The organism is Tardiphaga sp. 37S4, from assembly GCF_021044645.1.
GTDB classification, from domain to species: domain Bacteria; phylum Pseudomonadota; class Alphaproteobacteria; order Rhizobiales; family Xanthobacteraceae; genus Tardiphaga; species Tardiphaga robiniae.
The window spans coordinates 4,619,674-4,635,588 of sequence record NZ_CP088008.1; the positions used below are offsets into that span (position 1 = coordinate 4,619,674).

Below are 15,915 nucleotides of genomic sequence, written 5' to 3' on the forward strand. Positions count from 1 at the left end.
TGTTGGCGGCGATGGTCAACGCATCACCGGCGCAGGCGCTTCGGCGCCGCGATGTCGTCAGAGAACCGCCTTCTAAGGCGTCACAGCGGCTTGGATACCCTGCGCGAACTGGAAAGCCGCGCGTTCAGCTTCGCGCGCATTGCGAAACAGCTGGCCTTCCATCGGGTTGAAACGGTGAGACGCTGCGAAGAACCTGTACCCACCGGGATCGCGAACCACGATGCCGGCAGCCTGCGATGAGACTTCGATGATGTAAGTGTCTGACATGGCGGCCCCCTACGCGATAGGCGATGCATATTCCGGGCCACTAACCCGAATGGGGGTATTTCGTTCCAGCCGGTGTTTAGAATCGCTCAGGTCGAGATCGTCGCATCCGGACGCTTGATCACCTGCGGGCGCCCCGCCTCGTCAATGGACACGAAGGTGAAATTGCCGTCGGTCACCAGGATCGGGGCGTTTTCGTTGCGGCGAAGCACCCAGGCCTCGATATGCACGGTAAGTGACGTGCGGCCCATCCGCACCAGTTCCGCATGCACGGACACGACGTCACCGACATGAACGGCCTTGCGGAAGGTCATCGCCTCGATAGCGACGGTGACCGTGCGCGTCTTCGCCACCTTGGCCGCAAAGATGCCGCCGCCGAGATCCATCTGGCTGAGCAGCCAGCCGCCAAAAATATCGCCATTGGCATTGGTATCCGCCGGCATCGCTACCGTGCGGATGGTGAGATCGCCGGTCGGTTCCGCATCCAGCCCCGTCACTGGCTGCGTCGTTGATTCAGTCATAAGCAGCCTGCCGCAAATTGAGTCATCATTTAAAGGTTTCCCAGCCGGCATCCGGCGCAAAGCGATCGCCGAACCGGGCCGCCAGCGTGCGCAGCGTGGCGGTGATATTCTCGGTTCCACGCGTCCGCGCATAGTTCAGCGGGCCGCCGCGGAATGGCGCGTAACCTGTTCCGAAAATCATTGCGCCATCGACCACATCGGCATTGTCGACGATGCCTTCGCGCAGACAGGCGACGCAGACATTCGACATCGGCAGCACCAGGCGATCGATCATCTCCTGCGTCGGACGCGCGGTGGCAACCGCACTGGAACTCTTCTCGGCCTTGCCGTCGCGCCATGTATAGAAGCCCTTGCCAGTCTTTTTGCCGAGCTCGCCCTTGTTGACCTTCTCGCGGAGCCAGGCCGGCGTCGGCGGCAGCAGGTCACCGAATTTGGAGCGCAGCATGTCGCCGACGGCCAAACAAATATCGAGGCCGACCTGATCGGCCAGTTCGATGGGCCCCATCGGCATGCCGAACTGCTCAGCGGCGGCGTCGATGGTCTCCTTGTCGACCTTCTCCTCCATCAGCATCATCGCCTCGAGCATGTAGGGCGTGAGCGCGCGATTGACGAGGAAGCCCGGCGAGCTCTTCACCGGCAGCGGCAGACGATCGATCGCGCCGACGAAGGCCGTGGCCTTCTTCAGCATGTCCTGGTCCACGCCATCATGACTGACGACCTCGACCAGCTGCAGGCGCGAGACCGGGTTGAAGAAATGCAATCCCAGCAGTCGCTCCGGCCTGGCGAGCGTGCTGCGCAGATCCTGCAACGGGATGCTCGATGTGTTGGTGGCGAGGATCGCGTCCGCCTTCATGCGCGGCTCGATGCCGGCATAGACCTTCTGCTTCAGTTCGAGCTTCTCCGACACCGCCTCGATGATGAGGTCGGCATTGCGTACGCCCTCGCCGTCCATATCGGGGATCAGGCGATCCAGCGTATCACGCTGATCGGTGCGCTTGCGGATGATCTTGCTGTAGAGATCGGCGGCGCGCTTGATGGCGCCCGCGATCGGCTCGGGCTTCATGTCGGCCAGCGTGACGCGGATGTCCTGATGCGCGCACCAGGCCGCGATGTCGCCGCCCATGGCGCCGGCGCCGATGACATGGACATGCTTGATCTTATTGCCGTCACCGGCGAGCTTCTTCATCTGCTCGCGCAGGAAGAAGACGCGGATCAGGTTCTGCGCCGTCGGCGTCACCATCAGCCGGGCGAAGGACGCCTTCTCGGCATTGAGCATCGCCGCACGGTCGCCGCCATGTTTCTCCCAGAGCTCGATCAGCGCATAGGGCGCAGGATAATGTTCGCGCGGCGCAGCCTTCGAGGCTTCAGCGACCATGCGCGAGGCGAGAATGCCGCGCACCGGCGAGAAGTTCATGATCGGGATCAGCGCACTCGGCTTGGCGCGCTTGAGCTTGCCGAACACCGCATCGCGCACGGCGTTACGGACATGGCGTTCCTCGGTCACCGCATCGACAAGACCGATCGCCTTCGCCTTGCGCGCGTCTATGGTCTTGCCGGTCAGCATCAGCGGCATCGCCTGCATCGGATTGACCAGATGCGTGAAACGCGCCGTGCCGCCCAAACCTGGATGCAGGCCGAGCATCACTTCAGGGAAACCGAAACGCGCACCATCGATGGCGATGCGCATCTGGCAGGCCAGCGCCACTTCGAGGCCGCCGCCCAGGCAGAAACCGTGAATGACGGCCACCGTCGGGATCTTCAGCGCCTCGAAGCGGTCGATCACCGCGTGAGCACGGCTGATCTGCGTTTCCACTTCCAATGGGTCGCTGGCGCCGCGAAATTCATTGACGTCGGCGCCGGCAATGAAGCCGGACGTCTTGGCCGAACGAACCACGATGCCGGTCGGGCGCTGAGCTTCCAGCGCGTTCAGCACCTGATCGAATTCTTCCAGCACCACGGCCGACAGCGTATTGGCGCTCGCATCGGCGCGGTCAAACAATAGCCACGCGATGCCATCGGCATCGCGCGTCAGCTTGAAGTGGCGATAGGTGCCCGATGTGTCGGGACCCGGCCCGAGTTCGAGCACGCGATCCCCAAGAACGTCCATGATCTTGCTGTCCATGACGCCCTCACACCGTCTCGATCAACATCGCGCCACCGAGGCCACCGCCGATACATTCGGTAGCGATGCCGCGTTTGGTGCCGAGCCGCTTCATCGCATTGACGAGATGCAGCACAATACGGTTGCCAGACGTGCCGACGGGATGGCCGAGACTGATCGCACCCCCATCGACATTGAGCCTGGCGCGATCGATCTCGCCGGCAGCGCCATCGAGGCCGAGCACCTCGCGGCAGAATTTTTCGTCCTTCCAGGCGGCGAGACAGCCGAGTACTTGCGTGGCGAAGGCTTCGTTCAACTCCCAGGTCTCGATGTCCTGAATCGTCATGTTGTTGCGCTTCAACAGATCGTTCGACGACAACACCGGACCGAGCCCCATGATCGACGGATCGAGCGCAGACCACTGGCTGTCGACGATCACAGCCTTCGGCGTGAGACCGTGTTTCGCCACCGCTTCTTCGGACGCAAGGATCGTCCATGATGCGCCATCGGTGATCTGTGAGGAATTGCCGGCGGTGACCTGCCCCCACGGACGTTCGAATACCGGCTTTAGTGTCGCGAGCTTGTCGACCGACGAATCCGCGCGGACGCCGTCATCGTGGTCATAGAAATTGCCCTTGCGGTCGAAGGCGGTCTCAACCTCGCCTTTCAGCCAGCCCTGTTCCTGCGCATGCGCAAGGCGCTTGTGACTTTCGACGGCATAGGCATCGGCCTGCGCACGGGTGATGCCGAACAGGTGCCCGACCTTCTCGGCGGTCTGGCCCATATTGAGGTCGGTGATCGGATCGGTGAGACCGCGCTCGAGGCCGATGACCGGCTTGAAATAAGCCGGCCGGGCCTTGGCGATCGCCGCCACCTTGCCGAGCACACCCTTGGCCATGGCAAGCCCGGCGAACCAGCGTACGCCGTTCTGCGGCCAGACCAGCGGCGCGTGGCTGAGCGCTTCGGCACCGCCAGCGAGAATCAAATCGGCATTCCCCTCGCGGATATAGCGATAGCCGGTGTCGATCGACTGCATGCCGGAGCCGCAATTGATCTGCACGGTGAAGGCCACCATCGCCTCGCCCATACCGAGCCGAAGTCCCGCAACGCGCGCCGGGTTCATCTCATCCGCGATGACATTGACGCACCCAAGGATCACTTGGTCGAAGGCATCCGGTGCAAAGGGCTGCCGCGCCAGCAGCGGGCGGCCACATTGAACGGCAAGATCGAGAGGGGTGAACGGACCGGGACCGCTGCGCGCCTTCAGGAACGGCGTCCGGCTGCCGTCAACGATATAGACTGGTCTTGCCATCAGCTTGCTGCCCGCTGCTCACCAAGTTCCTGGAAGAACTGGTGCACGTTATCGGACTTCTTATAGCCGGGCGACAGCTCTTCCGGCGCGAAGTGATCGACCTCGATCACCAGCTTGACGGCTTCCTGCGCAGCGGCGAGCTTTTCGCCCTCGGCCTGAGTGATGACGCCCTGTGTCACTGCATCCTTCCAGTTTTTGAGCTTCGCCGTCCGAATGCGCTTGGCAATATCGTCACTCGATGTCACCAGTTTGAACGCCTTCTCCAGCCGCGCGAGACCGCGGTCATCATCCACATGCGACAGATCCGGCGTCAGGCGATCGCGCGTCGCCGACGGCTCCAGGATCATCTGCGCGCAGCGATGCACCACGCGATCCGAAGGCCCGAGCACCGATGCACCATATGGCTGCACGATGAATTTGAGGATGCCGGCGACAAAGCGGTTCGGCAGGTTGGCCAGAATCTCCGCAAAGCGGTTCTCGATGGTCTTGAAGCCGGACGCCATACACCATTCAAGTGCCGGCAGGTCGTCCTGCTGGCGGCCTTCGTCCTCCCAGCGCTTCAGCGCAGCCGAGAGCAGATAAAGCTCGGAGAGAATATCGCCGAACCGCGCCGACAGCATTTCCTTGCGCTTCAACGCTCCGCCCAGCGTCAGCAACGCCATGTCGGCGCACAATGCGAAGGCCGAGGAATAACGCGAGAGCTGGCGATAGAACTGTGTGGCATCGCCGGCATCCGGCGCAGGCGCAAATACGCCACCAGTCCAGCAGCGGCCCCAGGCGCGGAACAGCGTGGTAATGCTGTGGCCGATATGTTTCCAGAACGCGGTGTCGAAGGCCTCTAAGCCCTTCGCCTTGTCGGGATCGCCGAGCGCATTCATTTCCTGCAACAAATAAGGATGCGCGCGGATGGCGCCCTGCCCGAACACGATGAGATTGCGCGTCAGGATGTTCGCGCCTTCCACCGTGATGCCCACCGGCACCGCGCGATAGAGATTGCCCATATAGTTCTGCGGGCCGTCGATGACGGCCTTGCCGCCATGGATGTCCATGGCATCGTCGATGGCGATGCGCATGCGCTCGGTGGCATGCAGCTTCATGATGCCGGAGATAACCGCGGGATGATGGCCCAGATTTAGCGCCGCCGAGGTCAGGCGTCGCGCGGCATCGAGCAGATAGGCCGTGCCGGCGATGCGGGCGAGCGGCTCCTCGATGCCTTCGAACTTGCTGATCGAAATGTTGAACTGTTCGCGGATGCGGGCATAGGCACCAGTGGTGCGCGCGGCATAGGCGGCACCGGCCGCAGACAGCGACGGCAATGAGATGCCACGACCGGCGGCGAGCGCCGACATCAGCATCTTCCAGCCCTGGCCCAGACGCTGCTGCCCGCCGATGATGTAGTCGAGCGGGATGAAAACATCGCGGCCCCAGTTCGGGCCGTTCTGGAACACCTGCATCGACGGTAGATGGCGCTGGCCGATCTCGACGCCTGGAAGATCATGCGGGATCAGCGCAACCGTGATGCCAAGCTCATCCTGTGAGCCCACGAGGTGATCGGGGTCATAGGCCTTGAAGGCGAGACCGATCAGCGTCGCGACCGGGCCGAGCGTGATGTAGCGCTTGTGCCAGTTGAGGCGCAGGCCCAGAACCTCCTGGCCTTCGAACGTGCCCTTGCAGATGATGCCGCTGTCGATCATCGAGGCCGCGTCCGAGCCCGCTTCCGGGCTGGTGAGGCCGAAACAGGGAATGTCGCGTCCATCGGCAAGGCGCGGCAGCCAGCGCTGGCGCTGCGCGTCGGTGCCGAACTTCATCAGCAGTTCGCCGGGACCGAGCGAGTTGGGCACCATCACGGTGACGGCGGCGACCACCGACCGCGACGAAATCTTGCGCACCACTTCCGAATGCGCATAAGGCGAGAAGCCGAGACCTCCGAATTCCTTCGGAATGATCATGCCGAAGAACTTTTCGCGCTTGATGAACTCCCAGACGTCCGGCGGCAGATCGCGCAATTCCCAATTGATCTTCCAGTCGTCGATCATCTCGCAGAGGCGATCCACCGGCCCGGTCATGAAGGCCTGTTCTTCATCCGTCAGTGTGGCCGGCTTGACGGCGAGCAGCTTGGCCCAGTCCGGATTGCCGGTGAACAGATCCGCATCCCACCAGACGTCGCCGGCTTCCAGCGCCTCGCGCTCGGTGTCCGACATCTTCGGCAGCACGCCCTTGGCCCAGCCAAAGATCGGCTTGGTGAGATGGTCGCGGCGCAGACTGGACGAGCTCATGGAGGCTTCCTCTCGATCGAGACGACCAGCAGTCCGGGCGGACCGCGGGCGCCCAAAGGCAGACGCTCTTAGCGGGACGGTGTCACCTTAGCTTTCGCATTGATATTCAAGCGAAATTTGACAGCATCGAGCCATCATTAACGACAGGATACCGCAACGGTTCCCGAAAGGCGATTTCCCGCCGCGTGACCAGTGGTCGCGCGACCGAAATGCCGGAAGAATAGCCGGCCTCAGTCCGGCCGGTTCATCTCGAACATGGCGTCCTGCTTGATGTGGAAATAGTCGCCGCGGCGGCCGGCGCGCAGGATCGGGCCAGCCAATGCGGTCTGGTACACGCCATCCACGATCAGGGTCTTGTCGATATGGACGGCAACGACCTCGCCCATGGTGAGGAAGGCGTTGGCCGAAGCACCGTTGGCGCCCTTGAGTTCGATGATCTGAGTCACCTTGCACTCGAACGCAACGCGGGCTTCGCCGACCCGTGGCACATTGACAAGCTTGCTCGGCACCGGCGTCAGGCCGGCGATCTCGAATTCATCGACTTCCGGGCCGACATGCGCCGCCGTGGCGTTCATCTGCTTGGCCAGATCCATGGTGGCCAAATTCCAGACGAATTCCTTCGTCGCCTGCATGTTGCGGGCGGAGTCCTTGATCCCGATGCTGGAAAAGCCGATCAGCGGCGGCGTGTAGTTGAAGGCGTTGAAGAAGCTGTACGGCGCCAGATTGACGTGTCCATTGGCATCCCGGGAGGAGACCCACCCGATCGGACGCGGACCGATGATGGCATTGAAGGGATCGTGCTTGAGGCCGTGGCCGTTGACGGGCTCGTAAGAATGCAGATCGAATGCGGTCACGCGGAAGATCCCCTGAATTGACGTCAGAGAGATCGTCTAGCCCCGCGGGGCCAACCCGGCAAGAACGAAGTCGATCATCTGATCCAGGGTCGGGCCAGGTTTCGTCGCACATTGCGCGATCATCTGCGGGTGAAAGAACCGCATCATGGCGGTGCAGGCGCACATGGCTGCCAATTCGACGTCCGGAGCCTTAAACTCACCCTTGGCAGCACCGTCCGCGATGACACCGCCGATGGTAACGGTGATGCGCTCCATATGAGCAGTGCAGACATCCCAACTCTCTTCCATGGCGATGGCGACCATCTCATGCAGCTTGGCATCGCCGACATAGCGTTCGGCATTCATCTCATGGATTGACGTCAGCAGTTCGCGGAGCCGCGCGGCGGCCGGCTGCGGATTTTCAGCAATCGCTCCAGCGGCCTCTTCAACTTCCCCCATCAACCGCTGCGCCACAGCCGCGATGATCGACTTCTTCGAATCGAAGAAGCGATAGACGTTCGCCGGTGACATCCGCAGCACCTTCGCAATATCGGCGACGGTGGTCTTCTGGTAGCCGATTTCACGAAACAGCTTTTCCGCGACCACAACGATGCGGCCCCGCATATCGGCTTCGACGTGATCAGAAATCAGAGTCATCTCGGCGTGCAGTCTTCAGTTATTCGGCAGCAAGCGGAAAGGCCTGTTGCTTGTCGTGATGTTGCGGTGCGTGATGATCCACGTCCTCACCCGATCCGCGTTCATCCAGGCTCTTGCGAAACCATAGCGCATAGAGACCCGGGAGATACAACAACGTCAAGAACGTCGCCACAAACAATCCACCCATGATGGTGACCGCCATCGGGCCCCAGAAGGCCGAGCGCGACAGCGGGATCATCGCCAAAATGGCGGCCAACGCCGTCAGGATGACCGGACGCGCACGGCGCACGGTCGCCTCGACGATGGCTTCGCGGCGGGTCAGACCGTGCCGCACGTCGGTTTCGATCTGATCCACCAGAATAACGGCGTTGCGCATGATCATACCCGCCAGCGCGATCAGGCCGAGCAGTGCCACGAAGCCGAACGGCTTGTTGGCAACGTTCAGCGCCAAAGAGGCGCCGACGATGCCGAGCGGCGCCGTCAGGAACACCAGGATCAGGCGCGAGAAGCTCTGCAACTGCACCATCAGCAGCGTCAGCATGATGATCATCATCAGCGGAAACAGTACGGCAATCGAGGCATTGCCCTTGCTGGATTCCTCCACTGCGCCGCCGATCTCGATGCGATAGGCCGGCTGCAGGCTGTCGCGAATCTGCTGCAGTTGCGGCCAGATCTGGTTGGTGACGTCCGGCGGCTGCACGCCATCGACGACGTCGCCGCGCACGGTGATCGCCATGTCGCGGTTACGGCGCCAGAGGATCGGCTCCTCATGGGCGTATTCGATCTTCGCCACCTGCGACAGCGGCACCGGAACGCCGTTGCGCGAGATGATGGTGAGATCACCCACACGGCCGAGATCGAGGCGTTCCGACGGCACGGCCCGGGCAACGACACCCACTTTCTCGATACCGTCACGCACGTTCGTGACCGACGCGCCGGAGATCAGCATCGCCAGGGATTGTGACAGTTCCTGCGGCGTCAGGCCGAGCGCACGGGCGCGATCCTGGTCGACCACCAGCCTGAGGGAAGGCGTCTGTTCGTTCCAGTCGAGCTGCGGATCGACCATATTCTTGTTGGCGCGCATTACTTCGCGCACCCTGTAGGCTATATCCCGCACGGTCGCGGTATCCGGCCCGATGACGCGGAACTGGACGGGGAAACCGACCGGCGGACCGAAATTGAAGCGATCGACGCGCACGCGTGCTTCCGGCAGCTGGCCATCGGCGACGGCCTTCTCGATCTTGGACTTGATGCGCTCGCGTGCCTCGACATCCTTGGACACGATCACGATCTCGGCGAAGGCCTCATTCGGGAGCTGCGGATTGAGGCCGAGCCAGAAGCGCGGCGAGCCGCGGCCGACATAGGCCGTATAGGTGGCGATGTCCTTGTCGTCCTTGAGCAGCTTCTCGGCGTCCTTGACCGCCTTTTCGGTAACGCCAAAGGCCGTGCCTTCTGGCAGGCGCAGCTGCAGGAACAGTTCGGGACGTTCCGACAACGGGAAGAACTGCTGCTGGACATGGCCGAAACCGACGATGGCAGCGATGAAGATACCGACGGTGGCAGCCACCACCTTGATGCGGTGCGTGACGCACCACTGCACGACGCTGCGCAACCCGCGATAGATGCGCGTCTCATAGACCGCATGCGGATCGTGATTGGCCTTTCCGTGGGCAGCAAAGTTCGGCAGCAGCTTGACGCCGATATAGGGCGTGAAGATCACCGCGACGAACCACGAGGCGATCAGCGATATCGCCACAACCCAGAAAATGCCGCCGGCATATTCGCCCACTGCGGAATTCGCAAAGCCGATCGGCAGGAAGCCGACCGCTGTAATCAGCGTACCGGTGAGCATCGGGAATGCCGTGGACTCCCAGGCGAAGGAGGCCGCGCGCACGCGGTCCCAGCCCTGCTCCATCTTCACCACCATCATCTCGACTGCGATAATGGCGTCATCGACCAGTAGGCCGAGCGCGATAATCAACGCACCTAGCGTGATGCGATGCAGGTCCATGCCCATCGCATTCATGACCATGAAGACGATACCGAGCACCAGCGGCACCGAGAGCGCCACCACAATGCCGGTGCGCCAGCCGAGTGCCAGAAAGCTGACGAACAGCACGATGCCCAACGCCTCGATGAACGAGTGCGTGAATTCCCCAACGGCATGTTCGACCACCAGCGGCTGGTCAGCGATTTGCTCGACATTGATGCCCTGCGGGACGGCGGCCATGAATTCGTTCTTGGCCTTTTCGACGTCCTTGCCGAGTTCCAGAATATTGGCGCCGTTGGCCGTCACCACGCCGACGCCGAGCGCGTATTGGCCCTTCTGCCGGACCTTGAAATCCGGTGGATCGACGAAGCCGTGGCTCACCGTCGCGATATCGCCGAGGCGGAACGTGCGTCCGTTGCTCTCCACCGGCGTCTCCGCGACGGTCTTCACGCCATCGAGCGCGCCGGTGACGCGCAGCGGCACGCGCTGCGACGAGGTTTCCACGGTACCGGCCGGCTGGATCGCGTTCTGCTTGGCGAGAGAATCGAACAGCGTCTGCGGCGTGATGCCGAGCGTCGCCAGTTTGGCGTGAGAAAATTCGACGAAAATGCGCTCGTCCTGCGTACCGTAGAGATTGACCTTGGTGACGCCTTTCACCTTCAGCAGGCGCTGGCGCAGGCCTTCGGCGACCACTTTCAACTGTTTGAAGTCGGCACCGTCGCCGGTCATCATATAGAGAATGGAATCGACGTCGCTGAATTCGTCATTGACCGTCGGCCCGATCAGATTGGCGGGCAGGCTGCCCTGCACGTCGGCGAGCTTCTTGCGCAGCAGATAGAACAGGAACGGTACTTCCTTGGCGGGCGCGTTATCCCTGAACGTGACCTGCAGCGCCGTGAAGTTCGGCTTCGAATAGGTCTGCACCTTTTCGAAGTAAGGCAGTTCCTGCATCTTCTTCTCGATGGGATCTGCAACCTGCTCCTGCATTTCCTTGGCGGTCGCCCCCGGCCAGATCGCCGTGACGTTAACGACCTTCACCGTGAAAGATGGATCTTCGGCACGGCCGAGCTTCTCGTAAGAGAAGAAGCCGCCGACACCGAGCGCGATGATCAGAAACAAAATCAGTGCCGGATGAGCGACGGCCCAGGCGGAGAGGTTGAAGCGATGCATCGGCTTCGTCCTTTGAATGCGAGCGTCTTAAAAAGACAATGCGGAGACGACGTGGACCTTCAGCGCCGGGTCGAGCTTCTGCACGCCCAGCGTCACGATCTTGGCACCTTCATCGACGCCACCTGAGATGATCACGTCGTTGCTCTCATAGGACTTCACCTTGACCGGCTGCAGCGCGACGTCGCCCGATGCGCTCACAACATAGAGCGAAGGGTTGTTGCCCTGGCTGAACAGCGCCGAGAGCGGCACGCGCGCAACGCGTTCGGTGGCAGGATCGGACAGCGTCAGCGTCGCCGTCATGCCGAGCGACACCTTGTCGTCGGCTTCGGGCAGCGAGAATTTGGCCAGATATGTGCGCGTCGCGGTGTCGGCATTGGGCGCAAGTTCACGCAGCTTGGCGGCATATTGCTTGCCGGGCTCAGACCACAGCGTCACGCCGGCTTTGCCTTCCTTGGCGCGGCCAACCAGCGTTTCCGGAATGGAAACCACCGCCTCCTTCTCGCCGAAACGCGCAACACGGATGGCGGCTTGCCCCGCGGCGACGACCTGACCGGCATCGACCAGCGTCGCGGTGACAACGCCGCGGGTGTCGGCGATCAGCGTCGCATAAGAGAGGCTGTTCTTGGTGAGTTCGACCGAGCGTTCGGCGCGATTGAGACGCGCGCGAGCTTCGTCGCCCGTGGCTTTGGCCTGATCGAGCTGTGCCTGGGTGGACCAGCCCTTGCTGCGCAATTCCGTGGCACGGCCCTCGGCCGCAGTGGCGTTGGCCAGCACGCCCGTGGATGCGTTGAGTTCGGCGACCGCCTGCTCAGCCTGCAGCTTCAGATCGACCTCGTCGAGCGTAGCCAGCGGCTGGCCGATCTCGACGTTCTGGCCGACCTCAACAAGGCGCTTCGCGACCTTGCCGGTGACCCGGAAGCCCATATCGGTCTCGATCCGCGGGCGGATGGTGCCGACGAAACTGCGCTGCGGCGATTCCGGCTCGTAATGCACAGTCGCGACCAGCACGGGGCGGGTTGGCTTGGCTTCCGCCTCAGTTTTCTTGCCGCATCCGGCCAGAGCAAGGGCCGGGATCAGCAAGAGCGCGGCAGCGAATGGCTTGCGGGAAGCGCTGACTTTGGTGTGGCCGAGCATCACGAGCGTCCTTCGAATGAATGTTCGAAGGGAATTTAGGCGTGACCACTGACGAATGTCAATATTCGTCAGTGGTCACAATTTCGGCAGATTGCCGCACCCCGTCCCGGCCTTATTTCACCCGCGCCGGTTTGCCGGTAGCCGCGAACTCCGTTGCTGTCCCGTGATTGCCGACCAGCACGAGAATACCGGCGACCAGCGGCATGGCCGCCAGAACCAGAAGCCCGGTCGAGGTGCTGCCCGTCAGCTCCTTGACCCAGCCGATCAGATAGGGACCGCCGAAGCCGGCGAGATTGCCGATCGAATTGATCAGCGCGATGGCGCCCGCGGCCGCCGTGCCGCTGAGCCACGCAGTCGGCAGCGTCCAGAACAAGGCGAAGGTGCAGAACACGCCGATCGCAGCGATCGTCAGCGCGACCATGGTCAGGGTCGGATTGGTGGAGATGCCGGACAGCGCGAGCGCCACGGCGGTCAGCAGCAGCGGCAGACCGACATGCCAGACGCGTTCGCGGGTCTTGTCGGAATGCTGCGCCCACAACACCATGGCAATGGAGCCGAACAGATAAGGGATCGCGGTGACGAAACCGGTCTGCAGGTTGGTGAAGCCGAACGCCTTCACGATCTGCGGCAGCCAGAACTGCATGCCATAGAGGGCGCCGACAAAGCCGAAATAGACCACGCTCAGCATCAGCACCTTCGGCGACGACAGCGCCTGCCCCAGCGTCATGCCATGGGCGCTCTCCTTGGCAAGGCGCTCGCCTTCAAGCTTGTCGGACAGCCACATCTTCTGGTCGGGCGTCAGCCATTCGGCCTTTTCAGGCTTGTCGGTGAGATAGAACCAGGTGACGACGCCGAGAATGACCGAAGGAATGCCTTCGATGATGAACAACCACTGCCAGCCCTTCAGGCCCATGACACCGTCGAGCCCCAGCAGCATGCCGGAGATCGGCGCGCCAATCACCGTGGATACGGGCACCGCGATCGCGAAGGCGGCGAGGAAACGCGCGCGATATTCTGCCGGAAACCAGTAAGTGAGATAGAGGATAATGCCGGGGAAGAAGCCGGCCTCAGCGACACCGAGCAGAAAGCGCAGCGTGTAGAAGCTCCACGGGCCACTGACGATCGCCATCAGCGCGGAGATGATGCCCCAGCTCACCATAATGCGCGCGATCCAGCGGCTGGCGCCGAATTTCTCCAGCGCGATATTGCTGGGAACTTCAAAAATGAAATAGCCGATGAAGAAGATGCCGGCGCCCCACGCAAAAACGGTGGGCGAGAAATTCAGCTCGGCATTCATGGTGAGCGCGGCGAAGCCAAGATTGACGCGGTCGAGATAGGCCAGGAAATAAGCCAGCACCAGAAACGGGATCAGCCGCCAGGAAATGGCGCGGATGGTTGAGGCTTCGATGTCGGATTTCGCGCTGCGCGTGGCGCGCGCCCCGACGGCGGTCTGGCTCATGGTTCACTCCCGGTCGCTTGTTGTCGGCAACGGCCTCTGCGGGCCGCGCTGTCATGTCGCACGGTTTAGCGAAAGACCCGGGGAGCGGCAATGTCTGTGCAGAGCAGCAATCAGCTCAGCGCAGCACCTGCGTGAACAGCACCTGCGCGAAGCGCTCAATCGGTGCCGGGCTGCGTTCGGCTTTCGACAGCAGGTTGGCGCCCTGCAGCGAGGAGACGATGAAACCCGCAACCTCCGCGCATTTGAAGTCGGCCGGCAGCTCGCCGGCTTTCACCGCGGAGGTCAGGCATTCGGCAATACTCTGCTGAACATCGGCGAAGATCGTCAGCAGCCGGTCGCGAATGAGGTCGCTGTGGTCGCTGGCTTCTGCCGTGAAGTTGCCGAACAGGCAGCCATTGCACATCTGGTCTTCGGTGAGCCGGGCCACATTGGCATCGATATAGGCGCGCAACCGCGCCAGTGGCGACAGGCCCTCATTGCGCAGCGTCTGCGCCATCAGTTCGCGACCCTTCGCGAAATAGAGATCGATGATCTCGAGGCCGAATTCTTCCTTGGAGGTAAAGTGGTTGGTGAAGGTGCCCTGCGGCACACCCGCGGCATGCACGATGTCGCGAACACTGGCCCCCGCATAGCCGCGCGCATGCACGACCGCGAGGCCTGCGGTGAGAATCCTGTCGCGATTCGAGAGCTTCGCCATGGACTTAATATGGCTGTGCCGGGCGCCGGATCAAGCGACCGCCGCGCATAACCACAAGGCGTTCAGCCCCCTTTTACTGCCCTGGCCTTTGGGTCTAGCCGTGCCCGTAGCGGCGGGCCGCCTCGACAGTCAAACCCTTGCCGACGGCCCCGAACGTGTCGCCATCGATAGCGCGGGCGGCCGGCAGCGCCGCCGTGATCGCCTTGCGGACATGGGCGAGCTGCACCGAACCGCCGGTCAGGAACACCGCATCGATCGCTTCGGGCTTCAATCCGGCCTGGTTCAGGCAGATCTTGATCCGCGCGGTGATCCGATCGGCGAGCAACTGGGTGTGGCTGACGAGTTCCTTGCGGGCGACGCCAGCGGCCAAACCCGGCTCGATCCAGTCCAGCGCGATGCTCGATTTCGGCTTGTCGGACAGGCCAATCTTGGCGCCCTCGACTTCCATGGCCAGTGTGTGGCCGCGCTGCTCGTCCAGTACGCGCACCAAGCGATCCAGCAGCTCCGGCTGCTGTGCCTCATAGCGCACCTGTTTCACCTCATTCATGACCTTGGAATCGTACATCCGGTTGATGCTCGACCAGGTCGCCAGATCGTGGAAATAGCCTGACGGCACATCGAGCCCCGCGCGCTTCATCGCCGAGCGATAGCCGAGCAGCGGCATGATCACGCCGAGGCTGAGATGTCTGTCGAAATCGGTACCGCCGATGCGCACGCCGTCATTGGCGAGAATGTCGTCCTTGCGGTCGGCATGACGGTGCCGCTCGGGCGAAAGGCGCACGATGGAGAAATCCGACGTGCCGCCGCCGATATCGGCGATCAGCGCGATCTCCTCCGAATTGATCTGGCGCTCGTAATCCAGCGCCGCGGCAATCGGCTCGAACTGGAACGTGACGTCCTCGAAGCCGACGTCTTTCGCGATGGCGCGCAGCGTAGCTTCGGCCTTGGCATCGCCCGCCGGATTGTCATCGACGAAATGGACGGGACGGCCATGGACGACCTGGCGGAGTTCAAGCCCTGTGGCCTGTTCCGCACGCCGCTTCACCGCACCGAGATAATAGGCGATGACATTGCGGAAGCTGACGCGTTCGCGGCCGACGCGCGTCGTCTCGTCGATCAGCGACGTGCCAAGCACGGATTTAAGGCTGCGCATCAGGCGGCCAGGCGCCCCCTCGACATAGGCCTCAATCGCCTTGCGGCCGATGAAGGCGCCGGTATCGGCCTTGTAAAAGATCGCACTCGGAATTGTGACATGATAGTCTTCGAGCGCCGCCAGCACCGGAACATCATTGATGACCGTGCCGAGCGTCGTGTTCGACGTCCCAAAATCCAGACCACAAACCGACATTGCCGCTCCCGAAAGGAACGTCCGTCTACACAGTTCGCAGGCCGCGATCTAGCATTATATTTTTGCACAGCCGGACTGTCATGAAGCGCATCGAACACTGCAATTTTCGAAGCAAAACAACGCGATCCACAGAACAATCGACTGCATCCGCCG

General features: G+C 62.3%; 12 protein-coding genes. All 12 read right to left on the reverse strand.

Annotation, left to right across the window (positions count from 1 at the left end; translation table 11 throughout):
- Window positions 1-72: 72 nt before the first annotated feature.
- Window positions 73-267, reverse strand: a complete 195-nt coding sequence (locus tag LPB73_RS21985; RefSeq protein WP_093759633.1) for a hypothetical protein — start codon at window positions 265-267, stop codon at window positions 73-75.
- 86 nt (window positions 268-353) lie between these two features.
- Window positions 354-785: an acyl-CoA thioesterase gene (locus LPB73_RS21990; RefSeq protein ID WP_093759634.1), complete on the reverse strand. Its 432-nt coding sequence runs from the start codon at window positions 783-785 to the stop codon at window positions 354-356.
- Window positions 786-810: 25 nt separating this feature from the next.
- Window positions 811-2,907: a 3-hydroxyacyl-CoA dehydrogenase NAD-binding domain-containing protein gene (locus tag LPB73_RS21995; RefSeq protein WP_231078171.1), complete on the reverse strand. Its 2,097-nt coding sequence runs from the start codon at window positions 2,905-2,907 to the stop codon at window positions 811-813.
- Window positions 2,908-2,914: 7 nt separating this feature from the next.
- Complete coding sequence (locus tag LPB73_RS22000) at window positions 2,915-4,198, reverse strand: acetyl-CoA C-acetyltransferase (RefSeq protein ID WP_231078172.1); 1,284 nt, start codon at window positions 4,196-4,198, stop codon at window positions 2,915-2,917.
- The gene (locus tag LPB73_RS22005) at window positions 4,198-6,474 is read right to left on the reverse strand and encodes an acyl-CoA dehydrogenase (protein ID WP_231078173.1); all 2,277 of its coding nucleotides are present in this window, start codon (window positions 6,472-6,474) and stop codon (window positions 4,198-4,200) included. The genes LPB73_RS22000 and LPB73_RS22005 overlap by 1 nt, the downstream gene beginning before the upstream one ends.
- 230 nt (window positions 6,475-6,704) lie before the next feature.
- Window positions 6,705-7,328 carry a flavin reductase family protein gene (locus LPB73_RS22010; protein WP_089262600.1) on the reverse strand — a complete coding sequence of 208 codons (624 nt, stop codon included), beginning with the start codon at window positions 7,326-7,328 and terminating at the stop codon, window positions 6,705-6,707.
- A gap of 36 nt (window positions 7,329-7,364) precedes the next feature.
- Window positions 7,365-7,964: a TetR/AcrR family transcriptional regulator gene (locus LPB73_RS22015; RefSeq protein ID WP_231078174.1), complete on the reverse strand. Its 600-nt coding sequence runs from the start codon at window positions 7,962-7,964 to the stop codon at window positions 7,365-7,367.
- A gap of 19 nt (window positions 7,965-7,983) precedes the next feature.
- Window positions 7,984-11,124 (reverse strand): efflux RND transporter permease subunit, encoded by a 3,141-nt coding sequence (locus LPB73_RS22020; protein ID WP_231078175.1) that lies wholly within the window; start codon window positions 11,122-11,124, stop codon window positions 7,984-7,986.
- 27 nt (window positions 11,125-11,151) lie between these two features.
- Entirely contained in the window at window positions 11,152-12,258 is a 1,107-nt protein-coding gene (locus tag LPB73_RS22025) for an efflux RND transporter periplasmic adaptor subunit (protein ID WP_231078176.1), read from the reverse strand.
- A 112-nt stretch (window positions 12,259-12,370) separates the two neighbouring features.
- On the reverse strand, window positions 12,371-13,717 hold the full coding sequence (locus tag LPB73_RS22030) for an MFS transporter (protein ID WP_120288329.1): 1,347 nt from the start codon (window positions 13,715-13,717) through the stop codon (window positions 12,371-12,373).
- Window positions 13,718-13,832: 115 nt separating this feature from the next.
- Window positions 13,833-14,414 carry a TetR/AcrR family transcriptional regulator gene (locus LPB73_RS22035; protein ID WP_089262610.1) on the reverse strand — a complete coding sequence of 194 codons (582 nt, stop codon included), beginning with the start codon at window positions 14,412-14,414 and terminating at the stop codon, window positions 13,833-13,835.
- A gap of 94 nt (window positions 14,415-14,508) precedes the next feature.
- A complete protein-coding gene (locus LPB73_RS22045; protein ID WP_089262612.1) occupies window positions 14,509-15,762 on the reverse strand; it encodes an Hsp70 family protein in 1,254 nt (417 codons plus the stop codon).
- Between the last annotated feature and the right edge of the window lie 153 nt (window positions 15,763-15,915).